Below are 23,463 nucleotides of genomic sequence, written 5' to 3'. Positions count from 1 at the left end.
CGGCGTGGGCACGAAGGCGGCAATGTCACGCCGCCAGGTCGGTCGACCGTTCATGTGGCAGGTCAGGTGGACCGAGGGGTTCCATCCGCCGGTCATCGCCAGACAATCGGTCTGAATGCGCTCTTCTCCGCTGGCGCGGCGCACGGTGATCGACTCCAGCCCCTTGCGCCCTGAACTGCCACAGACCTGCGCCCCGCGCAGCACCGGATAATCGGATGTCACCGGCCCGTCATGGCGGCTGTCGATCACGGCGGCAACGTGGACCCTAGCCGCCAACAGGTCGCGGGCCGTCCGGTGGATGTCATCGGTGTTGCCGAAGATCGTGACACTCCGGCCGGCCGCGACGCCCCAGCGGTTCAGATAGGCCCGCACGGCCCCGGCGGTCATGATGCCGGGCCGGTCATTGTTTCGAAACGCCACCGGGCGTTCCAGCGCCCCGGCCGCCAGAACCGAGCGGCGGGCGGCGATCCTCCAATATGTTTCCAGCGGCGCACCGGCAGGACGGTCGCCCGTATGGTGCAAGACCCGTTCGAGCGCGGCAAAGGTGCCCTGGTCGTAGGCCCCGGCAATCGTCGTGCGGGTCATCAGCCGCACATTCTCCATCGCCCGCAGCTCGGCCAGAACCTCGTCTACCCAAACGTGACCCGGCTTGCCATCCACCTCGAGCGTCTCGGCCAGCAGACGCCCGCCCATCTGGTTGCTTTCGTCGGCCAGAATGACATCCGCCCCGGCTCGGCCGGCCGTCAAGGCGGCCATCAAACCCGCGGGGCCAGCCCCGATCACTAGCAGATCGCAGAAGGCATAGGCACTTTCATACGTGTCGGCATTGGCCTGCCCGGACAGCGCGCCCAACCCCGCGGCGCGGCGGATCATCGGTTCGTACAGCTTCTCCCAAAAGCTGCGGGGCCACATAAAAGTCTTGTAGTAGAAGCCCGCCCCCAGAAAGGGCGCGGCCAGATCGTTCACCGCCATCACGTCGAAGCTCAGACTGGGCCAGCGGTTCTGGCTGCGCGCCTCGAGGCCCGGATAGATCTCTTGCATCGTGGCCCGCACATTCGGGTCCTGGGCGGGACCTCGGCCGATGGTGACCAGCGCGTTCGGCTCTTCGCTGCCAGCAGTCAGAACGCCGCGTGGGCGATGATACTTGAACGACCGCCCCATCAGGCGCACGCCATTGGCCAGCAGCGCCGAGGCCAGTGTGTCGCCCTCAAAGCCCGAATACCGGATTCCGTCAAAGGAAAACTCGACCGGTGTGCCGCGGTCGATCAGCCCCCTTCCAGCGACCCTCATCGTTTGCCCCCGGACGCAGGCTCGGTCGCCGATATTTCGTGGGTCAGCGTGTTTCGGGTCACGACGATCCATGCGCCGCAGCCGCCCTCGTGATACCACAGATCCCGCGTCTCGCCCGCCGGGTTGTCGCGCAGATAGACAAAATCGTCCCAGGCGTCAGGCCCGGCATCCGGGACGGGCCGGTCCAGGTCGACGGCGGCCCCGCGATAGTAGAACTCGCGGCGGTCGCGCTCGCCGCAATACGGACAGGTGATCCTCATGGCCGCGCCTCCTGGCTTTCACAAGTATTCGAACGAAACATCCCGGCCCGCCCCTAATGCAGATTGTGCTGAGAGCCCTTGCCCTCTTCATCGATGATCCCGCGCCCGGTGCGGAAACGATCCAGCCGGAACCCTGTCGCGTTCTCGTGGTACCGGTCGGTGGCCATGAGGTGGGCAAACACGTTGCCCGAGCCCGGAACCGCCTTGAACCCGCCGTAGTTCCAGCCGCAGTTCAGATACAGCCCGTCGATAGGGGTGCGGTCGATGATCGGCGACCCGTCCGGCGACATGTCCATGATCCCGCCCCAGGACCGCAGCACCCGGGCCTTGCCGATCATCGGCATCAGCGCCACGCCGGCCTCCATCACGCTTTCGACCGTGGGCAGATTGCCGCGCGCCGCGTAGGAGGAATAAAAATCCAGGTCGCCGCCGAACACTAGCCCGCCCTTGTCGGATTGGCTGATGTAGAAATGCCCCATCCCAAAGGTCACGACGTGGTCGATGCAGGGCTTCAGCCCCTCGGTCACAAAGGCCTGAAGCACGTGGCTTTCGATCGGCAAGCGCATCCCGGCCATCGCCGCGACCTGGCTGGACCGGCCTGCAACCACGATCCCCACCTTCTTGGCCCGGATCGCCCCGCGCGTCGTCTGCACCCCGCGCACGGCGCCGTTTTCGATGTCGATGCCCGTGACCTCACAATTCTGGATCAGATCCACCCCGCGCTGGTCCGCCCCGCGGGCATAACCCCAAGCCACGGCATCATGCCGCGCTGTACCGCCGCGCGGATGGTATAGACCGCCATAGATGGGAAAGCGCAGATCGTCATAGTTCAGATACGGCAGCATCTCGCGCAGTGCATCGCGGTCCAGCAGGATGGCATCGTCGCCTTGGCTGATCATCATGTTGCCCCGCCGCGCGGCCGCGTCCCGCTGCCCGTCTGAATGGAACAGGTTGATGATGCCTCGCTGTGAATGCATCACGTTGTAGTTCAGGTCCTCTTCCAACCCCTCCCACAGCTTGAGGGAATGCGAATAGAACTCGGAATTTCCTTGCAGAAAATAGTTGGCGCGAACGATTGTCGTGTTGCGCCCCACATTGCCGCCGCCGATATAGCCCTTTTCCAGCACGGCGACATTTGTCAGCCCGTGCTCTTTCGCCAGATAGTACGCGGTGCTGAGACCGTGCCCCCCGCCGCCGATGATGACGATGTCGTATTCGGCTTTGGGCTCGGGATCACGCCAATGCGCCGTCCAACCTTTGTTGCCGGTCAGTCCTTCCTTCAGGACGCGTAAGCCGGAAAAGCGCATTCAGATCTCCCTGCGGGTTTGCTGGCATCAAACCAACTTCCAAAAGGAGTAGCAATCCGGGCTCGGGGCTCCGCATCCGTTTTCGACAAGAACTTGTCAACGCGCGACCAAACCGGTCGCAAACGAATTCGCCCTCAGAACCGCAGACGGAAGGCAACACCGACGATCGGAGCGGTATCATAGCCCTGCCGGCTGACCTCTTGCCCCGCTGCATTGTCCAGGCGCAACTCGCCGTCAAACTCGGCACCCGCAAATGCCGACAGCGAAACTCCGGGGTTTGGCGCGTATTCAACCGACAAAACGACCGGAATGCTGCTGTCCTCGCCCACGCCGCCCGGTGCCAACCCGCTTTCGTTCAGCTGAAAGCGGACCCGCTCGGACCGAACGGCAAGCCCCACGCTGACACTTTCCGAAGCCTTGTATTCCAGCGTGACGCCGGGGCCTTGAGTGGCCCCCAGCGCGCGCCCGGTGCTCAGACGCCAGCGCTCGGCAAAGGTCCAGTCGACCAGAAGCGCAGGAAAGACTTCGAGGTCATTGGTTCCAACCTCGGAGAACACGCCAAATGCCGGGCCGATGCGCAGATTGGGGTTCACCGCCCATGAAATGCCGGCGAAGGCACCATAGGTGAAGCCGTCCGAGGCACTGGCGCCGGTCTCGTAATCCCATCTCAACTGGGGCGAGACGATCACCGTAGCCCCGTTGTCCAAAGTGAAGCGCAATGGAACGCTCAGGCGAATGTCGCGGATGTCGTCCCACGGCTGGTTTCCGGGCAACCCGAAATCGTAGGCAAACTGACCGAAACTAGCCAGCAACCCCACAAAGGACCCGTCACCATAGCCGTAAATGCCGCCTGCCCGCAGGAACGCGCGCGATGCGCTGAAATCACCGCCGCCCTCAAGATCGGCGCTGCCCTGATAGACAACCAACCCTTCCACAGTCGGCGTCCAGCCTTGTCGGGGTTGGGCAATGGCAGCAGTCGCAAGCGCCAAGGTCGCGGACCCAATCGCCGCGGCCCAAGCTACAGAACGGGTCATTTGCATGAGATCCTCGGTGGCTTCACTGCATGAACTCCAGCGCAGGATGTGCGGCAACCGGACTTTTTGTCAAAGCCCGATTGCCCAGTTTCCGAGACGTCAAAGGCCTTTGGCGCGATAGCTTTTGGCCACGCGGTCGATGGACACGATGTAGGCCGCGGTGCGCAGGTCCTCGACGTCATTGCGATCGTGCCATACTTCACGCATCGCTTGGTAGGCGATGCGCATCGTGTCATCCAGGCCCGAACGCACCAACTCGAGCTCATCCGCACCTTTGAGGTATTTGGCCTTGAAGTCCGGAGACATCGACCATGCATCGCCAAGATAGCGGTCCAGCCGTTCCAGCTCCTTCACGATCAGCTCGTGTCGCGCCTCTTCCTGACGGCGCTGCATCCGGCCGAAACGAATGTGACTCAGGTTCTTGACCCATTCGAAATACGAGACCGTCACACCGCCCGCGTTGGCATACATGTCGGGAATGATCACGGTGCCCTTCTTGCGCAGAACTTCGTCGGCCCCGGCGGTCACCGGACCATTCGCCGCCTCGATGATCAGCGGCGCCTTGATGCGCTCGGCATTGGACAGGTTGATCACGCCCTCCAGCGCCGCCGGGATCAGGATGTCGCACTCCTCTTCCAGCACAGCAGTGCCTTCGGCGGTATGCGTCGCATCCGGGTAGCCCTTCACGCCCCCATGTTTGACGATCCATTGATGCACCGCCTCGACGTCGATCCCCTCGGGGTCATACAGAGCACCGTCGCGCTCGATGATGCCCACGATCAACGATCCGTCCTCTTCGCTGAGGAATTTGGCCGCGTGATAGCCTACGTTGCCCAACCCCTGAACGATGACCCGCTTGCCCTCCAGCGACCCCGACAGGCGCGCCTTCTTGACGTCCTCAGGATGGCGGAAGAATTCGCGCAGCGCATATTGGATGCCACGCCCCGTCGCCTCGACCCGGCCCGAGATGCCGCCCGCATTCAGCGGCTTGCCGGTCACGCAGGCCCTCGCGTTGATATCGGTGGTGTTCATCCGCGCGTATTGGTCGGCGATCCAGGCCATCTCGCGCTCGCCGGTGCCCATGTCGGGGGCCGGAACGTTCTGCGAGGGGTTGATCAGGTCGCGCTTGGCCAGTTCATAGGCGAAACGGCGGGTGATCTGCTCCAGTTCATGCTCTTCATATTTGCGCGGGTCGATGCGCAAACCGCCCTTGGACCCGCCGAAAGGCGCCTCGACCAGGGCACACTTGTAGGTCATCAGCGCGGCAAGCGCCTCGACCTCGTCCTGGTTCACGGCCATGGCATAGCGGATACCACCCTTTACCGGCTCCATGTGTTCGGAATGAACCGAGCGATATCCGGTGAAGGTATGGATCTGCCCTCGCAACCGAACCCCGAAACGGACGGTGTAGGTGGCGTTGCACACCCGGATCTTCTCCTCCAGCCCCGGCGGAAGATCCATCAGGGCGGCCGCCCTGTTGAACATCAGATCCACGCTTTCCCGAAAGCTGGGTTCCTTGATGGTCGTCATAAAATCCTCCATGACGGTAGACGACGAAGCAATGGCGTTTTGTCGCACCCTTGGCAGGTGGCTGCAATCACGATCTGCACTTTTTTTCATCAGCTTGTGAACGGCAGGTTTACGCGCGCAGACCTGAGTCGCCGCAGGTTAACCATTTGGTCAAATTGTCAACTTACCGGAAACAAAGCCCAGTCATCACCCGGAATGCGGACGATTCTCATTCAAAAAGAGCGCTCTAGGGGCAAATCCGCCCAATTCTCGCCACGTTCTGTGGGTAATTTTGTACACGAAATTTTTACGCGTCCGCTCTCTGCTCCGCGAGGTATCCAAAATGGCAACGCCGAATAACTATTTCAAAAAGGTCCGTGCCAACAGTGTTTTTTGTCGCGTCCGTCAATTTGCCGCGAACGAAGACGGCACCTTCACTATTTTGGTCGTTTTCCTGTTTCTGGCACTTCTTGCCGCAGCCGGGATCGGCGCGGACTTGATGAATTACGAGCGCGACAGAGCCAACTTGCAGTCGACTCTTGACCGGGCGGTACTTGCTGCCGCCGATCTGGACCAGAAAGAACCTCCCCAAAAGGTGGTCGAAGCCTATCTCGAAAAAGCCGGTCTGCTGGAGCAACTGAAAACAGTAGAGGTTCAGGAGTCATTCGGAACCCGCAAAGTGTCGGCAACGGCAGAAGCAGTGGTGGAAACGAACTTCATGCGCCTCTCCGGTATCAAAACCATGACGGCTCCTGCAGCAAGCGCCGCTGAGGAATCGATCGGTGCCGTCGAAATTTCGCTGGTGCTGGATATTTCTGGATCAATGGGCAATGCTTCGGCCACTGCCGGAAAAACGAAACTGCAGGTTTTGCAGGACGCTGCTGTCGATTTCGTTCGACTTATGCTGGACAGGGAAGACGGTGGTTCGGACGGCATATCGATTTCGATTATTCCTTATGCCACCCAAGTCAACGCTGGAGAGCCGATCCTGAGCAAGTTCACAAATGTAACGCAAGAGCATAGCTACTCTCACTGCGTGAACTTTATTCCCGAGCAATACAGCGATTCAGACCTGCATCGGGATGACACGCTCGAACGGACCGCTCATTTCGATCCATTCACTTATTCCGAGGGCACCATCCGGATGCCGGTGTGCCCGGTTCGTGCCGGCAGCGCGATCACCCCGGTGACCGATAATCTGGTCGCATTGGAGAACCAGATCAAGGCCTTGACCGCTCAGGGGAACACATCAATCGATGTGGGCATGAAATGGGGCACCGCCCTCTTGGACCCCAGTATGCGTGGTATCGTGGCCGATCTTTCCGCAGAAGGTCTGGTGCCAGCCAAGTTTGCCAACCGCCCGACGGATTACGGCGGCGACGTTCTAAAGATTGCGATCGTTATGACCGATGGTCAGAACACGGATCAGTACATGCTGAACCCATCGCTGCGCGAAGGAATGTCTGATGTGTGGTACAACGAAGAAGCAGAAGAATACACGATTTACCATTCTCAGGGCAAACCCAATTACTTCTGGCCACAGCAAGACATGTGGGCTGATCATCCATTTGGCAGCCCCGACCCCGAAACGCCAGCCAATGAAGAGGTCGGGACGGCTGTTCGGTTGAGCTATCCGGAACTGTTCAACCGCGTCTCGCTGGCCTGGAATGCCAAGTACAACTACTATTGGCAGTCCAGCGGCTGGGCCGAATGGTATTCCAAGGCATATTCCAAGGTGGAAACATCCGCCAAGAACCAGCGCACCAAGCACATTTGCGATGCGGCCAAGGATCAGGGCATCATCGTTTATGGCATCGCTTTCGAAGCGCCCCGCTCCGGATACAGAACGATCAAAAACTGCGCGAGTTCGGACAGCCATGTGTATGACGTCGAAGGGCTGGACCTGGAAAAAGCCTTCGCGTCGATTGCATCCTCGATCAGAAAACTTCGGTTGACCCAATGATTAAGTTGCTCGAGTCCAGAATGCGTCGGTTCCGACGCTCGGAAGATGGCAACGCAACAATCGAGTTCATCTTCATCTTCCCTGCCTTCATGTTCTTCGTGTTGTCGGGTGTCGAACTCGCCTTGCTGACGACGCAGCAGGGCATGCTGGAAAGGGCCGTCGACATAACAGTTAGGGACATTCGTCTTGGAACCGGCAACAACCTGCAACATGACGATATCAAGGACGTCGTTTGTGAGCGTGCCCAGTTTATCAAGAACTGCTCGGAAAACCTTCGCCTGGAGATGATCAAACAAGACCCATTTCAGGTTTTGGCTCTTCCAGAAACGCCAGACTGCACCGACAACTCGGAGCAAGTAAACCCCGTTCGCAACTTTGAAAACGGCCTCGAGAACGAACTGATGATATTGCGGGTCTGCGCGAAAATTGATCCGGTATTCCCCACGTCGGCAATGGGACGAGCGTTGGTGGATGAAACCGGGCAATACGCCTTGACCGCGACGACTGCGTTTGTACAGGAGCCTTCGTAAAATGTGGACTAGTCTAAGGCGCATAGGAACCCGTATCAGCCAGTTCAAGCGAGACGAAAGTGGAATTCTGACCGTCGAAGCGATAATGATCTTTCCGCTTCTGTTTTGGGCGGTAACCGCGACCTATGTCGTGTTTGAGGGATTTCGCCAGAGCGCATCGAATTTGAAAGCCGCATACACGATTGGCGACCTAATCTCGCGAGAAACCCGAACGATCACAGAGACATATGTCGACACGCTTCATGAACTTATGGAAGCGATGGTAAACAATCGATCGGAAATGAGGATGCGCATTTCTCTGATCGTCTATGATGAGGAAGAAAAGCGTCACGAAGTACGTTGGTCCACGGTGCGTGGGTACGATTTTGAATGGACCAACGCCAACATCAAGGAAATAGAAAACAGCCTTCCGCCAATGCCTGATCAGGACACGTTGATCCTCGTGGAAACATCCAACGACTATGTACCGTTTCGCACTCCAGGATGGGGCATCGGAACAGGAATTACATTTGATAACTTCGTGTTTACGCGACCTCGATTCACCAACGAAGTTGCGGGCGCAGTTTAGCCGTCGGATTCGCCCGCCAACAACGCGGACAGCATCTCAGACATGAACTTGGTCTCGGCGGCGGCCGTCATGCCGCCGACACCAACCCGTCGCCCGATGCGCCACCACAGGCCGGGCGCCCAGGCGCGCTCGGCCCTGCTTTTGGTCGTGACCAGAAAACCGTTTGACGGTTTGAACGCAAACACACCGCGGTCCACGCCTTCGATATCCGCCACGTCCAGAATCCTGATGCCGCTGCCCGTGCGCAGTTCCGTGCGCGTCAGCTCGATCCGGTCGGCAGTCGCGTGCCAGACCCGATGCGCCAACCAAAGGGCCGAGCCGCCGACGGCGAACAGAAAAACCTGCCACAGCGGCGCGGGCGGTCTGGCCAAGGCGACATAGATCACCAGCGCCCCAACCGACAGCAGCATCGCCACCCCCATCCACCGACGTGCCGCCGAGGCCTGCACCGTCGCCAGAATCTCGTCCTGCATTCAAACCTCCATTCGTTTCGTACCCCGTAGCCGAAATTCCGCGACAACAACAGACCATTGACGGATTTGTTGAAACACGCACAGGCGCGGTGAGTTTTCGTTGAATTGACCGCAGCGCGTCGCCGCCCATATTCACAATCACAACCGCAGGAGGCCCTATGTCCCTTAGACCCACCCTCGAAACCCGCAAAGCCGTTCCGACTCTTGAAGGCGCCGGCGTTAAGCTGCACCGCGCATTTGGTTTTCAGGACCCGTCCGAGCTGGATCCGTTCCTGCTGTTCGATGATTTCCGGAACGAGGTCCCTCGGGACTATCTGGCTGGGTTTCCCTGGCACCCCCATCGCGGAATCGAGACGATCACCTATGTGCTGTCCGGTATGGTCGAACACAAGGATTCGCTGGGCAACAGCGGGACCCTCGGCGCTGGCGACGTGCAGTGGATGACCGCCGGATCGGGAATCCTGCATCAAGAGATGCCCAAGGGGAACGCGTCAGGTCAGATGCATGGGTTTCAGTTGTGGGGCAACCTGCCCTCGGCCCAGAAAATGACTGCGCCCCGGTATCAGGACGTTCAAGGCAAGGACATTCCCGAAATCGTCGATGACGACGGCACCCGGGTTCGGGTCATCGTCGGCACGTTCTGGGGAAAGACCGGCCCGGTGGACGGAATCGCGGCCGACCCGCAATACTTGGATATCTCGGTTCCCGCCGGTGTTCGAAAGACCTTTAAGATCGACACCTACCGCCGCGCCTTTGCCTATGTGTTCGAAGGGCAGGCCGCCTTTGCGGATGCCTCCAAGCCCAGAGGGGTCCTGTTGGAGAAAGAAGTCGCCGGGCAGGAAGTGAACATCCGGGACATGTCCGGAAACCGAACCCTTGTGCGCTTTGGAACGGGTGACGAAGTAACCGTCCAGGCGGGACCGGACGGGGTACGGTTCCTGCTGATTTCAGGGGCTCCGATCAACGAGCCCGTGGCCTGGCACGGACCGATCGTCATGAACACCCGCGCCGAGCTTGAACAGGCCTTTCGCGAGTTGCGCAACGGCACCTTCATCCGACCTGCCCATTGACGGCCCAGGCGGAGAGACGGGTCAGGCGGACACGGCCTTGCGCACCATGTCCCAATAGATCTGTTCGACCTGATCCAGCGACAGGCGCCCGCCGGCCCGATACCAGGTCATGACGCCGTTCAGCATCGCAATCACCGCAAGCGTGGCAATCTTGGCATCCTGAAGCGCGAACACCCCCTCGGCCTGTCCGGCGACCAGGATTCCCTGCAGCGCGTCCTCGTAATCGCGCCGCAGGGCTTCGATCTCGGCAAAGTTCTCGGGGGTGAGGTTGCGCAGCTCCATGTAGGCGATGAAAACCTCTTCGGGCCGCTGCATGTGGAACCGGATGTGGAACCCGACGAACTGACGCAGCGCATCAAGCGCGCAATCCTGCGGCGGCAAACCCTTCTGGGCGGCCAGCAACTCCTCCATGTGGTCGCGCATCAACCGGTACAGAAGGCTTTGCTTGTCGGGCGTATAATTGTACAGCGCACCGGCCTGTACGCCGACCTCGGCCGCGATTTGCCGCATGGAAACAGCGGCATATCCATATCGCGCGAACAGATGCAACGCCGCTTTGCGTATGCGCGGGCCTGTGATATCCGAGTGAGAACCTTGTGTGCGTGCCATGATCGGCAGTTTATATGAACAAACGTTCAAATAGAACCCCGCTTGATCCCGGGCGTCGGAAGGTGCATCACGACAGGGTACGCAACTCTACGGGATCCGCGATGAAGCCGCTGCCTGTCCTTTTTCTTGTGGCACTGTCCGCCGGATGCACGGACTTCCCCGAGCTCCGAGGCCGCGAGGCAGCAACCGTCGTGGATGCCCCCTACCCCAAACTGATCCCGCTGGACGAGGCCTTGGGGCCACCGGTTGACGTGGCCAGCGAGGCCGCTGATCTGAGAAAGGATCTGACCGAGCGCAAGAAGTCCCTGCGCAAGCGCGCCAACAGGTTGCAGAACACCCCAATCGACTAAAGGAAGACCGGCCATCGACCGGTGCAGACGGTTGCTGGGACGCTGACCGATTGCACCGCCGGTCCGAACCCGCTAAGGCAGCGAAGAACGGGCGGAATGCCCCGAACAGCCGAAACCCGAGCAGAAAGGAACCCACGGAATGACACAGGCGCTGCGGCTTGGAATTGCTGGCTTGGGAACCGTGGGTGTGGGCGTGGTCAAGATCATCCGGCGCCACGCCGATCTGCTGCAGTCCCGCACCGGCCGACCCATCGAGATCGTGGCCGTTTCAGCGCGTGATTCCACCAAGGACCGCGGCGTCAACCTGTCGGGCTACGCTTGGGAGACCGACCCGGTCGCCTTGGCCCGGCGTGACGACATCGACGTGTTCGTCGAGCTGATGGGCGGTGAGAACGGGCCAGCCAAGGCCTCGGTCGAGGCGGCCCTGACCACCGGCAAGGATGTCGTGACGGCAAACAAGGCGCTTCTGGCGATCCACGGTCAGGCGCTGGCCGAAATGGCCGAGGCTGCCGGCCGCGTGATCCGGTTCGAGGCGGCCGTCGCGGGTGGTATCCCGGTCATCAAATCGCTGACCGAAGGTCTGGCCGGGAACGAGATCACCCGCGTGATGGGCGTAATGAACGGCACCTGCAACTATATTCTGACCCGCATGCAGTCGCAGGGTCTGGGCTACAACGCCCTATTTGAGGAATGCGCGCAGCTGGGCTACCTCGAGGCCGATCCGAACCTGGACGTAGGCGGCATCGACGCGGCGCACAAGCTGGCGCTGCTGGCGTCGATCGCCTTCGGCACGAAACCCAATTTCGACGGGATCGAGATCGAGGGGATTCAACACATCAGCCTGGACGACATCCACCAGGCAGACGACATGGGCTACCGCATCAAGCTGCTGGGCGTGGCGCAACGCACACCGCGCGGGCTGGAACAGCGGATGCAGCCTTGCCTGGTGCCCAGCGACTCGCCGCTGGGACAGTTGGAAGGCGGCACCAACATGGTGGTGATCGAGGGCGACGCGGTGGAACAGGTCGTTCTGCGCGGCCCCGGCGCGGGCGAAGGCCCCACGGCCAGCGCAGTCATGGGCGATGTCTGCGACCTGGCGCGCGGGCTGCGCATCGCGACCTTCGGGCGTCCGGCCACCACTCTGGTCGATGCCAAACCCGCCATCACCGGCCTGCCCGCCCCGTATTACCTGCGACTGGCTCTGCTGGACAAACCCGGTGCGCTGGCAAAGGTGGCAGCCATTCTGGGCAATGCCGGCGTCTCGATCGACCGGATGCGCCAATACGCCCATGCCGAGGACACCGCCCCGGTTTTGATCGTCACCCACAAGACCACCCGCGCCACCCTGGACATCGCGCTGGAGGAACTGCGCAAGACTGACGTGGTTTCCGGTGAACCGGTCGCGCTGCGCATTGAGCAGGTCTGAACCCTTGCGGCCTGCGCCACGGGCAGGCTATGCCAGTCAACAACGTCCAAGATTGCCAAAGGATACCCACGCATGAGCGCTGCCAAGATCGATTTCAATGACCGCATGTTGTCCCTCGGCCTGGCCCGGGTCGCCGAACAGGCCGCCTTGGCCTCGGCCTCGTTGGTCGGGCGCGGTGACGAGAAGGCAGCCGATCAGGCCGCCGTCAACGCCATGCGCGAACAGCTGAACTTGCTGGACATCGCCGGCGTGGTCGTCATTGGCGAGGGCGAGCGCGACGAGGCGCCGATGCTGTATATCGGCGAAGAGGTCGGCACCGGCAACGGCCCCGGCGTGGACATCGCGCTGGACCCGCTGGAAGGCACTACCCTGACCGCCAAGGACATGCCCAACGCGCTGACCGTCATCGCCATGGGGCCGCGTGGGTCGATGCTGCACGCGCCCGACGTGTACATGGACAAGCTGGCCGTGGGCCCGGGCTATCCGGAAAACGTTGTGTCGCTTGACATGAGCCCGCGCGAGCGGGTCGAGGCCCTGGCCAAGGCCAAGGGCTGCGAGCCCAGCGACATCACCGTCTGCATTTTGGAACGTCCCCGGCACGAGGCGATGATCGCCGAAGTGCGTGAAACTGGCGCGTCGATCCGGCTTATCACCGATGGGGACGTGGCCGGTGTGATGCACTGCGCCGAGGCAGAGGAAACCGGGATCGACATGTATATGGGCCAAGGCGGCGCCCCCGAGGGCGTGCTGGCGGCCGCGGCGCTGAAATGCATGGGCGGCCAGATCTTCGGCCGGCTGCTGTTCCGGAACGATGACGAACGCGGACGCGCCGCCAAGGCGGGCATCACCGATCTGGACCGCGTCTATTCGCGCGACGAAATGGTGACGGCCGACGTGATCTTTGCCGCAACCGGCGTGACCGGCGGGTCGCTGCTGCCGCGCATCAAACGTCAGCCGGGCTGGGTGGAAACCACCACGCTGCTGATGCGGTCGAAAACCGGCTCGGTCCGGCGCATGACCTACCGTACGCCGATCTGGCCGCACCTGAACGGGTGATTGCCCGACCGGCATCGTCAAAACCAACTCACAGGCCGTGCCCGCCCGGGCTCGGCCTTGCCCGTCAGGAGGGATAGGTTGAGCTTTCTGGGTGTCGAGCACTCTCTGACCGGCCGTAGGTGGGTTGGCCCACCGCCCGAGATGGACCGCGCCGCCGAAATGCTGGCACAGCAGACCGACCTGCCCCGCCCGCTGTGCCAGGTGCTGGCCCGCCGCGGCGTGGCCCCAGCCGAGGCCGAGAGCTTTCTGGCGCCCAAGCTGCGCGACCTCCTGCCCGACCCGCGAGAGCTGAAGGACATGGAAACCGCCGCCGCCCGTTTCCTGCAAGCCGTGCGGCACAAACAGCGCATCGCGATCTTTGCCGATTACGACGTGGACGGTGGCAGTTCGGCCGCCCTGCTGATCGTGTGGCTGCGTCAGATGGGGCTGAACGCCACGCTGTACGTTCCCGACCGGATCGACGAGGGCTATGGCCCGAACGCACCCGCGATGGCCCAGCTGGCCGCGACGCATGACCTTGTCATCTGCGTCGATTGCGGGACGCTCAGCCATGATGCCATCGCGGCGGCCCAGGGGGCGGACGTGATCGTCCTGGACCACCACCTGGGCGGAGAGACCCTGCCCGACTGCGTGGCCGTCGTGAACCCGAACCGCCAGGACGAAAGCGGAGACCTCGCCTATCTGTGCGCCGCCGCCGTCGTGTTCCTGATGCTGGTTGAGGCCGGCCGGCAGCTGCGTGCGGCGGGCGCCAACGGCCCTGACCTGATGGCGATGCTGGATCTCGTGGCTCTGGCCACGGTTGCCGATGTTGCGCCTCTGGTCGGGGTCAACCGCGCGTTGGTGCAGCAAGGGTTGAAGGTCATGGCGCAGCGCCTGCGGCCCGGCCTTGTGGCTCTGTCCGACGTGGCGCGCATGGATACCGCGCCCAACAGCTATCACCTGGGGTTCCTGCTGGGGCCGCGGGTCAACGCTGGAGGGCGCATCGGCCAGGCCGATCTGGGCGCGCGCTTGCTGAGCACCGACTCTACCGTCGAAGCAGAAGCCTTGGCCAAGCGGTTGGACGCGTTGAATACCGAACGGCGCGACATCGAAAACGCCGTGCGCGCCGCCGCGCTGGCCCAGGCCGAAGATCGCGGGCTGGACGCACCGCTGGTCTGGGCAGCGGGCGACGGTTGGCATCCGGGCGTCGTGGGCATCGTGGCCTCGCGCCTGAAAGAGACGGCCAACCGCCCGGCGATCGTGATCGGCTTTGACGGCGACGAGGGCAAAGGGTCGGGCCGCTCGGTTTCGGGTGTCGATCTGGGGGCCGCGATTCACCGGCTGGCGTCCGAAGGGCTGCTGGTCAAGGGAGGCGGGCACAAGATGGCCGCAGGTCTGACCGTGATGCGCGATCAGCTGGAACCCGCCATGGCGCGCCTGAGCGAGTTGCTGGCCAAACAGGGGGCGGGCGAAGGCGGCCCCGCCGACCTGAAACTTGACGGTGTTCTGATGCCTGGCGCCGCCACGGTGGCATTGATCGAGCAGATTGAGCAGGCGGGTCCGTTCGGGGCCGGTGCCCCTGCCCCACGCTTTGCCCTGCCAGACCTGCAGGTGCGCTTTGCCAAACGCGTGGGCGAGACCCATCTGAAGTTGTCCCTGTCCGACGGTATGGGCGCAGGGATCGACGCCATCGCCTTTGGCGCCTTTGATGGCCCGATGGGCGATCGGCTGTCAAATCACGGCGGTGCCCGGTTCCATTTCGCAGGCCGGCTCGAGATCAATACCTGGGGCGGACGGCAGAGCGTTCAGCTGCGCCTGGAAGACGCGGCCGAGGCGAAATGACCCCTTTCGAGCCTGCCGGAACCGGGGCGCAAAAAAGTTTCACATGGCTGCATTTTTCGTCTTGCGGGGGCGGAACGTAATCCGTAAAAGGCCCTCCACAAGCCAGCGTGGCCCGTTCGTCTATCGGTTAGGACGCCAGGTTTTCAACCTGGAAAGAGGGGTTCGATTCCCCTACGGGCTGCCACTTGTGCTTGTGCAAGGCTTGCGTGGCCCGTTCGTCTATCGGTTAGGACGCCAGGTTTTCAACCTGGAAAGAGGGGTTCGATTCCCCTACGGGCTGCCACTCTTACTTTCCACCAAATCCATGGCGTTCCGTCGCTGGTGAACTGTTCACAGCCCGGGTCCGGCTGGGTCTGAGGTTCGGCGTCGACACCTTTCGGGTGGCTGGGCAACACAGCCCGACGCGTCCTCATCGCCCGCGACGCTACGTCGAACCCATTTAATGTCTCATTAATTCAAGATCTTACCTCATATCTCTGAGAGATCGAAACCGGGTGCCGCCTCAATTACTAATTTTTTAGTTTGACAGACTCGCGGAAAATCGCCGATGCTGCCTTTCATCCGGGTCGCACCGGAGAACCATAAATCTTGGGAGGAGAAAGATGCGGAAACATCTTTTGTCCGCAGTGGCGGCGGCTGCCGTCATTGCGGGGCACGGTCCGGTTTGGGCCGACGAAGCCGCAGCCAAACGCTGGATCGACGACGAATTTCAGCCATCCGCCTTGTCAAAAGACGAGCAGATGGCGGAGATGCAGTGGTTCATTAAGGCTGCTGAACCCTTTGCCGGAATGGAAATCAACGTCCTGTCGGAAGGCATCCCGACCCATTCCTATGAATCCGAGGTTCTGACCAAGGCATTCGAGGAAATCACCGGCATCAAGGTCAACCACCAGATCCTGGGTGAAGGCGAGGTCGTCCAGGCCGTTCAAACCCAGATGCAGACCGGTCGGAACCTGTATGACGGCTATGTCAACGACAGCGACCTGATCGGAACGCATTCGCGCCTGCAACTGGCCTATCCCCTCTCGGACATGATGGAAGGCGAATGGGCGGCTACGACCTCTCCAACGCTGGATCTGGACGACTTCATGGGCATCCAGTTCACTACCGGGCCGGACGGCAAGCTGTACCAGCTGCCCGACCAACAATTCGCCAACCTGTACTGGTTCCGCAAGGACTGGTTCGATGATGAAGCCAACAAGGCCGCATTCAAGGAAAAATATGGCTATGATTTGGGCGTTCCGGTCAACTGGTCGGCCTACGAGGATATCGCCGAGTTCTTCACCGAGGACGTCAAGGAAGTCGACGGGGTCGCGATCTATGGCCACATGGATTACGGCAAGCGCGCGCCCGACCTTGGCTGGCGCATGACCGATGCCTGGCTGTCGATGGCTGGCGCCGGCGACAAGGGCGAGCCCAACGGTATACCTGTCGATGAATGGGGCATCCGCATGGAAGCGGGCACCTGCAACCCGGTCGGCGCTTCGGTGTCGCGTGGCGGTGCCGCGAACGGCCCGGCGGCGGTCTATGCGATCCGCAAATGGGACGAATGGCTGCGCAAATACGCGCCTCCGGGTGCGGCGTCCTATGACTTCTACCAGTCGCTGCCCGCTCTGTCGCAAGGCAACGTGGCTCAGCAGATCTTCTGGTACACGGCCTTTACCGCCGACATGGTCAAGCCCAAGTCCGAAGGCAACAACACCGTCGACGACGAGGGCAACCCGCTGTGGCGGATGGCGCCCAGCCCGCATGGTCCCTATTGGGAAGAAGGTCAGAAGGTTGGCTATCAGGACGTGGGATCGTGGACCTTCCTGAAATCCACCCCGTCGGATCGGGCACAGGCCGCGTGGCTGTACGCTCAGTTCGTGACGTCCAAGACCGTCGATGTGAAAAAGTCCCATGTGGGTCTGACTTTCATCCGCGACAGCTCGGTCAATCATGAGTCATTTACCGAACGCGCACCCAAGCTGGGTGGCCTGGTCGAGTTCTACCGCTCGCCCGACCGCGTGGCATGGTCGCCGACCGGTATCAACGTTCCCGACTACCCCAAGCTGGCCCAGATCTGGTGGCAGCAGATCGGCGACGTGAACTCGGGCGCCTTCACCCCGCAAGAGGCGATGGACCGTCTGGCCGAAGAGATGGACATCACCATGGCCCGTATGCAGGCCGCGGATGAAAGCGCTGGCGTTTACGGCGGCTGTGGTCCGCGCCTGAACGAGCCGCGCGACCCCGAATATTGGCTGAGCCAGCCGGGCGCGCCGAAGCCGAAGCTGGAAAACGAGAAGCCGCAAGGCCAGACCGTCAACTATGACGAACTGGTGGCACGCTGGCAGTCCCAGTAAGCCACTACTCCCCGGGGGGCGCCGGTACCGGCGCCCCTTGCCAACCAAGACCAAACAGCGTTGCCACGCGCTGCGGGATCGGAACCCACGGACATGATCGAATTACAAGACGCGACCAAGCGGGTCGGCACCGTTACCCATATCAAACCCACGTCCCTGACGCTGCAGACCGGCCATTTCAACGTGCTTCTGGGCGCGACCGGGTCGGGCAAGACATCTCTGATCAAGATGATGGCCGGCCTGGATCCGATTGCCTCGGGCAAGGTTCTGATGGACGGGCAGGACGTGACACGGCTGAGCACTCAGAAACGCAAGATCAGCCTCGTCCATCAGTTCTTCGTGAACTACCCGCATATGACTGTATTCGACAACATCGCCTCGCCGCTGCGCGTGGCCGGAATGGCGCAATCCGAGATCGAAGGCCGCGTGGAAGAGGCCGCCGACCTGCTGCAACTGCGCCCGATGCTGCACCGTCGCCCGCATGAACTGTCGGGTGGCCAACAGCAGCGCACCGCTCTGGCCCGTGCCATCGCCAAGGACAGCCGCGCGGTATTCCTGGACGAGCCGCTGGCCAACCTGGACTACAAGCTGCGCGAGGAATTGCGCGAGCAATTGCCCGAGCTGTTCGCCGGGCGCGGCGCCGTGGTGGTCTATGCCACGTCCGAACCCGAAGAGGCGCTGCTGCTGGGCGGCTACACCGCCTTGATGGAGGACGGCCGCGTGACTCAGTTCGGCCCGACGGCGGACATCTATCGCAATCCCGAAAACCTCGCCGCCGCGCGGGTGTTTTCCGACCCGCCCATCAACGTGGCCCGCGTCACGATCACCGGTGGCCAGGTTCAGTTGGCCGGCGGCGGCACATGGCGGCTGAGCGAGGGCATCAGCCTGTCCGACGGGCAATACAAGGTCGCCGTGCGCCCGCACCGCGTCACCCCCGTGCGCGCCTCGGCCGATGACGTCGAGCTGACCGGCCGCGTGATCGTGACCGAACTGTCCGGATCGGATTCCAGCGCGCATTTCCAGCATGGCGAAGACGCCTGGGTGTCGCTGGCCGCCGGGGTCCACCCCTATCAGGTGGGCGAGGACCACACATTCTACATGAACCCGGCCCATTGCCGGTATTTCGGCCAAGACGGCAAAAGGGTGGCCTGACATGGCACAGATCAAGCTTTCAAACCTCAAACACAGCTACATGCCGTCGCCGCAAGGTACGCAGGACTATGCGCTGAAGGAAATCGACGTGACCTGGCGTGATGGCGGGGCCTATGCACTGCTGGGGCCGTCGGGCTGCGGCAAGTCCACGCTGCTGAACATCATCTCGGGCCTGTTGACCCCGTCCGAGGGGCAGATCCTGTTCGACGACCGCGACGTGACCGCCCTGCCCCCTGATCAGCGCAACATCGCGCAAGTGTTCCAGTTTCCGGTGATCTACGACACGATGACCGTCGGCGAGAACTTGGCCTTTCCGCTCAAGAACCGCGGCGTCGATCCGGCGACGATTAAGCGGCGCGTCGACGAGATCGCCGAGATGCTGGATGTCACCGACATGCTGAACACCCGCGCCAGCGGCCTCAGCCCGGACAACAAGCAGAAGATCTCGATGGGCCGCGGTCTGGTCCGCGACGACGTGAACGCAGTGATGTTCGACGAGCCGCTGACCGTGATCGACCCGCATCTGAAATGGAAGCTGCGGTCCAAGCTGAAAGAGCTTCACCAGCGCGTCAAGGCGACGATGATCTATGTCACACACGACCAGACCGAAGCGCTCACCTTCGCAGACGAGGTGGTTGTGATGCAGGAAGGCGAAGTGGTCCAGATCGGAACTCCGGTCGAGCTGTTCGAGCGCCCGCAACACACATTCGTGGGCCATTTCATCGGCTCGCCCGGCATGAACGTGCTGCCCTGCGAGGCGCGGGGCGACCGTGCCCTGTTCGAAGGGCACGAGGTGATGCTGGAAGGTCCGGTCAGCGGCACCGGCGGTCGCACCGATCTGGGAATCCGGCCCGAATATGTGGGCTTTGGCCCCGATGGCATCCCGGCCCATATCACCAAGGTGGCCGATATCGGGCGGCACTATGTGGTCAGCGCCATGGTCGGCACCAGCCCAGTGAAGGCGGTGACCGAACACGCGCCCCCCGAGCCCGGATCGCAAGTCTGTCTTCAATTCAAACCTGAACAGACGCGCGTCTATCGTGACGGCTGGATCGCAACCGAGGAGCGCGCCCGATGAAAACGGAAAATCAGAAAGCGTGGTTCTTTGTCCTGCCGGTGCTGGCGCTGGTGGCGTTCAACGCACTGGTGCCCATGATGACGGTGGTCAACTACTCGGTCCAGGAAACCTTCGGCAACAACCAGTTCTTCTGGGAAGGGCTGGGCTGGTTCGAACAGATCCTGCGGTCTGACCGCTTCCAGGCGGCGCTGGGGCGACAGTTCCTGTTCACCGCGCTGATCCTGATGATCGAGGTGCCGCTGGGCATCATCGTGGCCCTGTCGATGCCGCGCAAGGGCTTCTGGGTGCCGGTCTGCCTGGTACTGATGGCCCTGCCGATGCTGATCCCGTGGAACGTGGTCGGCTCGATGTGGAACATCTTCACCCTGCCCAAGATCGGCCTGCTGGGGTATTTCCTGAACGACGTGCTGGGCATCAACTATGACATGACCCAACAACCGCTGTCGGCCTGGATCACCATCGTGGTGATGGATGTCTGGCACTGGACCTCGCTGGTTGTGCTGCTGTGCTATGCCGGTCTGGTGTCCATCCCCGACGCCTATTACCAGGCAGCCAAGATCGACGGGGCAAGCCCGTGGTCGGTGTTCCGCTATATTCAGCTGCCCAAGATGAAGACGGTTCTGACCATCGCGGTTCTGCTGCGGTTCATGGACAGTTTCAACATTTACACCGAACCCTTCGTTCTGACCGGCGGCGGTCCCGGCAACTCGACCACCCTGCTGTCGATCGACCTGGTGAAGATCGCGCTGGGACAGTTCGACCTTGGCCCCGCGGCCGCGATGAGCCTGATCTATTTCGCCATCACGCTGCTGGTTTCCTGGGTCTTCTACACCCTCATGACAAAGGATGACGCGCAATGAAGAAGCGGTCCCTCATCCCGATCCTGTATATCGCGTTCCTGATGTTGCCGATCTATTGGCTGGTGGCGATGTCCTTCAAGACCACGAACGAGATCCTGTCAGGCTTCTCCCTTTTTCCCCAGACCTTTACGCTGGAGAACTACAAGGCCATCTTCACCGATCCGACGTGGTATTGGGGCTATATCAACTCGATCACCTATGTGACGATCAACACGGTCCTGTCGGTCTGCGTGGCGTTGCCTGCGGCCTACGCGTTCTCGCGCTATCGGTTCCTGGGCGACAAGCAGCTGTTCTTCTGGCTGCTGACCAACCGCATGGCCCCGGCGGCCGTGTTCGCCCTGCCCTTCTTTCAGCTGTATTCGTCGATCCACCTCTTCGACACCTACCTGGCGGTGGCACTGGCGCACACGCTGTTCAACGTGCCGCTGGCAGTGTGGATCCTGGAAGGTTTCATGCGCGGCATTCCGAAAGAGCTGGATGAAACCGCCTATGTCGACGGCTATTCCTTCCCCCGGTTCTTCGTCACGATCTTCCTGCCCAACATCAAGGCGGGCGTGGGCGTGGCGGCATTCTTCTGTTTCATGTTCTCGTGGGTGGAAATGCTGCTGGCCAAGACCCTGACGGCGGTTGAGGCCAAACCGATCGCCGCCGTGATGACCCGCACCGCGTCCAGCGCAGGCTACGAGTTGGGCCTGCTGGCTGCCGCCGGCACCCTGACCATCATCCCCGGCGCCATCGTCATCTGGTTTGTCCGCAACTACATCGCGCGCGGTTTCGCGATGGGACGTGTATGAGGTTCGACATGCGCAAACTCCTTCTCTCCTTCTCCCTGCTCGCCCCGTCCTCGGCGCTGGCGCAAGCCAAGGCCGGCTGGGGCAATGTCGGTCAGGAAGAACCCAAGGGCTTTTCCTGGACCGACCCGCTGTGGCCCGATTTCTGGATGGCCTGGACCCCGGCAACGCTGGCGGTTTTCGTGGGCATCTTCTCGGCCATCGCCCTGATCGGGGTACTCGAGGTGGTCAAGTTTCGCGACGGGATCGAACGCCGGGGCGTGCTGGGCCTGACCACCACATTGGGCGACCGGCTGTTCATCACCCTGCTGGGTTCGGCCTATATCTTTCTGGCCTGGCTGGGGCTGGTCGGCCAACCGGTCTGGACCCCGCTTTTCCTGTCGATCGGCTGGGGCATTTTCGTTTTCTGGAAAGTTTAGGCTTTGCGCAACCGCGAAAGGATGCTTGTCTGGCAAGCATAACAGGCAAAATGGTGACACCGAAACCGATGCGAAAGAGAAAGACAGGAAATCTGCTGACCGAGGTTGAACTGGAGTTCATGAACGAGCTTTGGGCACTTGGCGAAGGCTCGGTACGCGACGTGCTGGACCGGCTGCCGCCCGAGCGGAACCTGGCCTACACCTCGGGCGCGACGATCCTGCGTATCCTGGATGAAAAGGGATTTGTCCAAAGCCGCAAGGATGGCAAAACCCTGATCTATCGCCCGCTGCTTGAGAAGGACACCTATCAGGCGCGGTCGCTGCAGAACCTGTCTCGCACGTTGTTCGATGACACTCCGGCCTCGCTGGTGGCACGTCTTGTCGATGACGCCGGCCTGACCGAAGCTGATCTGGAGGAAATTCGAGCACTGGTAGAGAGGAGACTGCAAAATGACAGCGGTTAAACCGGTACTCGACGCCTATTTGGACCTGAATGTCGTGCTGGCCTTGTCCGCGCTAATTTGGCTGGCCGCCCGGGCGGCGTTGCGCCCAACGGTGCAGCGGCACAATTTCGTCGTTCAATTGCGTGTGCTCAAGGCGCTTTGCCTGTGTGTTCTGCTCAGCCCGGTTCTGGCGCTGACGGTGACCGCACTGTCCGCGCAAATGTGGCCCGGACGCGCCGTGGCCATCGGGGACATCGCCGTCGCGGCCTATCTGCGGGGCGACATCGCCATGCCGGCGACCCAGTTCGAGGCCTTGCTGAACACACGCCAGCGCTGGGTCGATCTTGTGCTGTCCGGTCAAAGCCCGGTTCTGACCGGGCTTGTCGCGGCGCTGATACTTGCCGCGCTGCGCATTCTGGCACGGACGGTTCGGGATGCGCTGGCCATTCGCGAAACCGTTCAGAACAGCTTCCTCTGGCGCCGCTCTGCCAGCGTGGACATACGCCTCTCGGACCGGATCACCGTTCCCTTCGCTGTGCGCGGTCTGCGCCGCCGCCATGTGGTGCTGCCCAGCCATCTGCTGGACACCCCGTGCGAGCTGCGCTTCGCGCTGGCACATGAACTCGAGCATGTCCGCGCCCGGGACGTCGAATGGGAGCTTGGATTCGAACTGCTGCGTCCGCTGTTGTTCTGGAACCCGGCCTTCTGGCTGCTGAAATATCAGTTCAGCCGTCTGCGCGAACTGTCCTGCGACCAATCCGTGGTCATGCGCCGCGGAATCGACGCCCGCGACTATACCAAATGTCTGCTGGATTACTGCGCCAGAACGGTCTCGCAGGGCCGCCCGCGTGTTCTGAACGTGGCCCTGGTTCCCGGTGGCAAGGCCAAGCGGGTCCTGCGGCAGCGGGTGATCGCCCTGGCCGACGCGCCCCGACTGAACGCGCCCGTGCCCGCCTTCTTTCTTGCGACGACGCTGATCTTTGCCGTTCTGGTGGCATTCGCGGCGGCATCGTTCCGCCAGACCCAGGATTGGAGCCACGACAGGCTGATGCTGTCGACGGTGGTCAATCTTGAACGGCTGGAAGCGCGCAACAACGGGAACTGACCGCCGC

23 protein-coding genes and 2 tRNA genes are annotated in these 23,463 nt (G+C 61.8%); 18 read left to right on the top strand and 7 right to left on the bottom strand.

All coding sequences use genetic code 11. From position 1 onward, the window contains the following. The 5 genes from AC2FME_RS16060 to AC2FME_RS16040 all read right to left on the bottom strand — a co-directional run. The coding region (locus tag AC2FME_RS16060; protein ID WP_496800969.1) for a 2Fe-2S iron-sulfur cluster-binding protein at positions 1-1,290 on the bottom strand (1,290 nt) is incomplete at its 3' end. Beyond that, positions 1,287-1,550 carry a sarcosine oxidase subunit delta gene (locus tag AC2FME_RS16055; protein WP_496687046.1) on the bottom strand — a complete coding sequence of 88 codons (264 nt, stop codon included), beginning with the start codon at positions 1,548-1,550 and terminating at the stop codon, positions 1,287-1,289. The genes AC2FME_RS16060 and AC2FME_RS16055, both read right to left, overlap by 4 nt. A gap of 53 nt (positions 1,551-1,603) precedes the next feature. Further along, a complete protein-coding gene (locus AC2FME_RS16050) occupies positions 1,604-2,857 on the bottom strand; it encodes a sarcosine oxidase subunit beta family protein (protein WP_496800968.1) in 1,254 nt (417 codons plus the stop codon). A gap of 134 nt (positions 2,858-2,991) precedes the next feature. Further along, on the bottom strand, positions 2,992-3,891 hold the full coding sequence (locus AC2FME_RS16045) for a hypothetical protein (protein ID WP_496741802.1): 900 nt from the start codon (positions 3,889-3,891) through the stop codon (positions 2,992-2,994). Between the two features lie 99 nt (positions 3,892-3,990). Beyond that, positions 3,991-5,421, bottom strand: a complete 1,431-nt coding sequence (locus AC2FME_RS16040; RefSeq protein WP_496679563.1) for a Glu/Leu/Phe/Val family dehydrogenase — start codon at positions 5,419-5,421, stop codon at positions 3,991-3,993. Positions 5,422-5,743: 322 nt separating this feature from the next. Here AC2FME_RS16040 and AC2FME_RS16035 point away from each other — a divergent pair, with 322 nt between their 5' ends. From AC2FME_RS16035 to AC2FME_RS16025, 3 genes are read left to right on the top strand one after another with little or no spacing between them, the layout of a single operon-like run. Next, positions 5,744-7,363: a pilus assembly protein TadG-related protein gene (locus AC2FME_RS16035; protein ID WP_496800967.1), complete on the top strand. Its 1,620-nt coding sequence runs from the start codon at positions 5,744-5,746 to the stop codon at positions 7,361-7,363. Next, the gene (locus tag AC2FME_RS16030; RefSeq protein WP_496710921.1) at positions 7,360-7,893 is read left to right on the top strand and encodes a TadE/TadG family type IV pilus assembly protein; all 534 of its coding nucleotides are present in this window, start codon (positions 7,360-7,362) and stop codon (positions 7,891-7,893) included. The genes AC2FME_RS16035 and AC2FME_RS16030 overlap by 4 nt, the downstream gene beginning before the upstream one ends. Position 7,894: 1 nt before the next feature. Further along, positions 7,895-8,461: a TadE/TadG family type IV pilus assembly protein gene (locus AC2FME_RS16025; protein ID WP_496710922.1), complete on the top strand. Its 567-nt coding sequence runs from the start codon at positions 7,895-7,897 to the stop codon at positions 8,459-8,461. Here the strand turns inward: AC2FME_RS16025 and AC2FME_RS16020 are convergent. After that, the gene (locus tag AC2FME_RS16020) at positions 8,458-8,934 is read right to left on the bottom strand and encodes a hypothetical protein (RefSeq protein ID WP_496710923.1); all 477 of its coding nucleotides are present in this window, start codon (positions 8,932-8,934) and stop codon (positions 8,458-8,460) included. The genes AC2FME_RS16025 and AC2FME_RS16020 overlap by 4 nt on opposite strands. 158 nt (positions 8,935-9,092) lie before the next feature. On the opposite strand from AC2FME_RS16020, the gene AC2FME_RS16015 reads away from it, so the two are divergent. Next, positions 9,093-10,004, top strand: coding sequence for a pirin family protein (locus AC2FME_RS16015; RefSeq protein WP_496800966.1), 912 nt, complete (start codon positions 9,093-9,095; stop codon positions 10,002-10,004). A 21-nt stretch (positions 10,005-10,025) separates the two neighbouring features. Here the strand turns inward: AC2FME_RS16015 and AC2FME_RS16010 are convergent, their stop codons facing one another. After that, on the bottom strand, positions 10,026-10,613 hold the full coding sequence (locus AC2FME_RS16010; RefSeq protein WP_490360811.1) for a TetR-type transcription factor C-terminal domain-containing protein: 588 nt from the start codon (positions 10,611-10,613) through the stop codon (positions 10,026-10,028). Between the two features lie 101 nt (positions 10,614-10,714). Between AC2FME_RS16010 and AC2FME_RS16005 the strand changes: the two genes are divergently transcribed. The 14 genes from AC2FME_RS16005 (at position 10,715) to AC2FME_RS15940 (ending at position 23,456) form a co-directional block, all read left to right on the top strand. Continuing rightward, positions 10,715-10,963, top strand: a complete 249-nt coding sequence (locus AC2FME_RS16005; RefSeq protein ID WP_496679548.1) for a hypothetical protein — start codon at positions 10,715-10,717, stop codon at positions 10,961-10,963. A 139-nt stretch (positions 10,964-11,102) separates the two neighbouring features. Further along, on the top strand, positions 11,103-12,389 hold the full coding sequence (locus AC2FME_RS16000; RefSeq protein ID WP_496679546.1) for a homoserine dehydrogenase: 1,287 nt from the start codon (positions 11,103-11,105) through the stop codon (positions 12,387-12,389). A gap of 72 nt (positions 12,390-12,461) precedes the next feature. After that, positions 12,462-13,445 (top strand): class II fructose-bisphosphatase, encoded by a 984-nt coding sequence (gene glpX, locus AC2FME_RS15995; protein WP_496710925.1) that lies wholly within the window; start codon positions 12,462-12,464, stop codon positions 13,443-13,445. A 78-nt stretch (positions 13,446-13,523) separates the two neighbouring features. Continuing rightward, the gene (recJ, locus tag AC2FME_RS15990; RefSeq protein ID WP_496800965.1) at positions 13,524-15,266 is read left to right on the top strand and encodes a single-stranded-DNA-specific exonuclease RecJ; all 1,743 of its coding nucleotides are present in this window, start codon (positions 13,524-13,526) and stop codon (positions 15,264-15,266) included. Between the two features lie 109 nt (positions 15,267-15,375). Further along, positions 15,376-15,450: transfer RNA gene (locus AC2FME_RS15985), tRNA-Glu, on the top strand. A gap of 24 nt (positions 15,451-15,474) precedes the next feature. After that, positions 15,475-15,549 (top strand) — tRNA-Glu (locus AC2FME_RS15980). Between the two features lie 319 nt (positions 15,550-15,868). Further along, the gene (locus tag AC2FME_RS15975; RefSeq protein WP_496679539.1) at positions 15,869-17,608 is read left to right on the top strand and encodes an ABC transporter substrate-binding protein; all 1,740 of its coding nucleotides are present in this window, start codon (positions 15,869-15,871) and stop codon (positions 17,606-17,608) included. 93 nt (positions 17,609-17,701) lie between these two features. Continuing rightward, on the top strand, positions 17,702-18,760 hold the full coding sequence (locus AC2FME_RS15970; RefSeq protein ID WP_496679538.1) for an ABC transporter ATP-binding protein: 1,059 nt from the start codon (positions 17,702-17,704) through the stop codon (positions 18,758-18,760). A gap of 1 nt (position 18,761) precedes the next feature. After that, positions 18,762-19,838, top strand: a complete 1,077-nt coding sequence (locus AC2FME_RS15965) for an ABC transporter ATP-binding protein (RefSeq protein ID WP_496800964.1) — start codon at positions 18,762-18,764, stop codon at positions 19,836-19,838. Beyond that, the gene (locus AC2FME_RS15960) at positions 19,835-20,698 is read left to right on the top strand and encodes a carbohydrate ABC transporter permease (RefSeq protein ID WP_496741794.1); all 864 of its coding nucleotides are present in this window, start codon (positions 19,835-19,837) and stop codon (positions 20,696-20,698) included. Before AC2FME_RS15965 ends, AC2FME_RS15960 begins: the two co-directional genes overlap by 4 nt. Continuing rightward, positions 20,695-21,492 (top strand): carbohydrate ABC transporter permease, encoded by a 798-nt coding sequence (locus tag AC2FME_RS15955; protein WP_475143518.1) that lies wholly within the window; start codon positions 20,695-20,697, stop codon positions 21,490-21,492. The genes AC2FME_RS15960 and AC2FME_RS15955 overlap by 4 nt, the downstream gene beginning before the upstream one ends. A 146-nt stretch (positions 21,493-21,638) precedes the next feature. Then, positions 21,639-21,908, top strand: coding sequence for a DUF2160 domain-containing protein (locus AC2FME_RS15950; RefSeq protein ID WP_370797609.1), 270 nt, complete (start codon positions 21,639-21,641; stop codon positions 21,906-21,908). Between the two features lie 68 nt (positions 21,909-21,976). Next, complete coding sequence (locus AC2FME_RS15945) at positions 21,977-22,372, top strand: BlaI/MecI/CopY family transcriptional regulator (protein WP_005983946.1); 396 nt, start codon at positions 21,977-21,979, stop codon at positions 22,370-22,372. Then, positions 22,359-23,456, top strand: coding sequence for a M56 family metallopeptidase (locus tag AC2FME_RS15940; RefSeq protein ID WP_496800963.1), 1,098 nt, complete (start codon positions 22,359-22,361; stop codon positions 23,454-23,456). The genes AC2FME_RS15945 and AC2FME_RS15940 overlap by 14 nt, the downstream gene beginning before the upstream one ends. The last annotated feature ends 7 nt before the right edge of the window (positions 23,457-23,463 follow it).

It is taken from the genome of Ruegeria sp. BHSC026 (assembly GCF_059613065.1).
The sequence above is the reverse complement of the archived record's forward strand: the minus strand, read 5'-3'. Positions and strand labels throughout refer to the sequence as shown.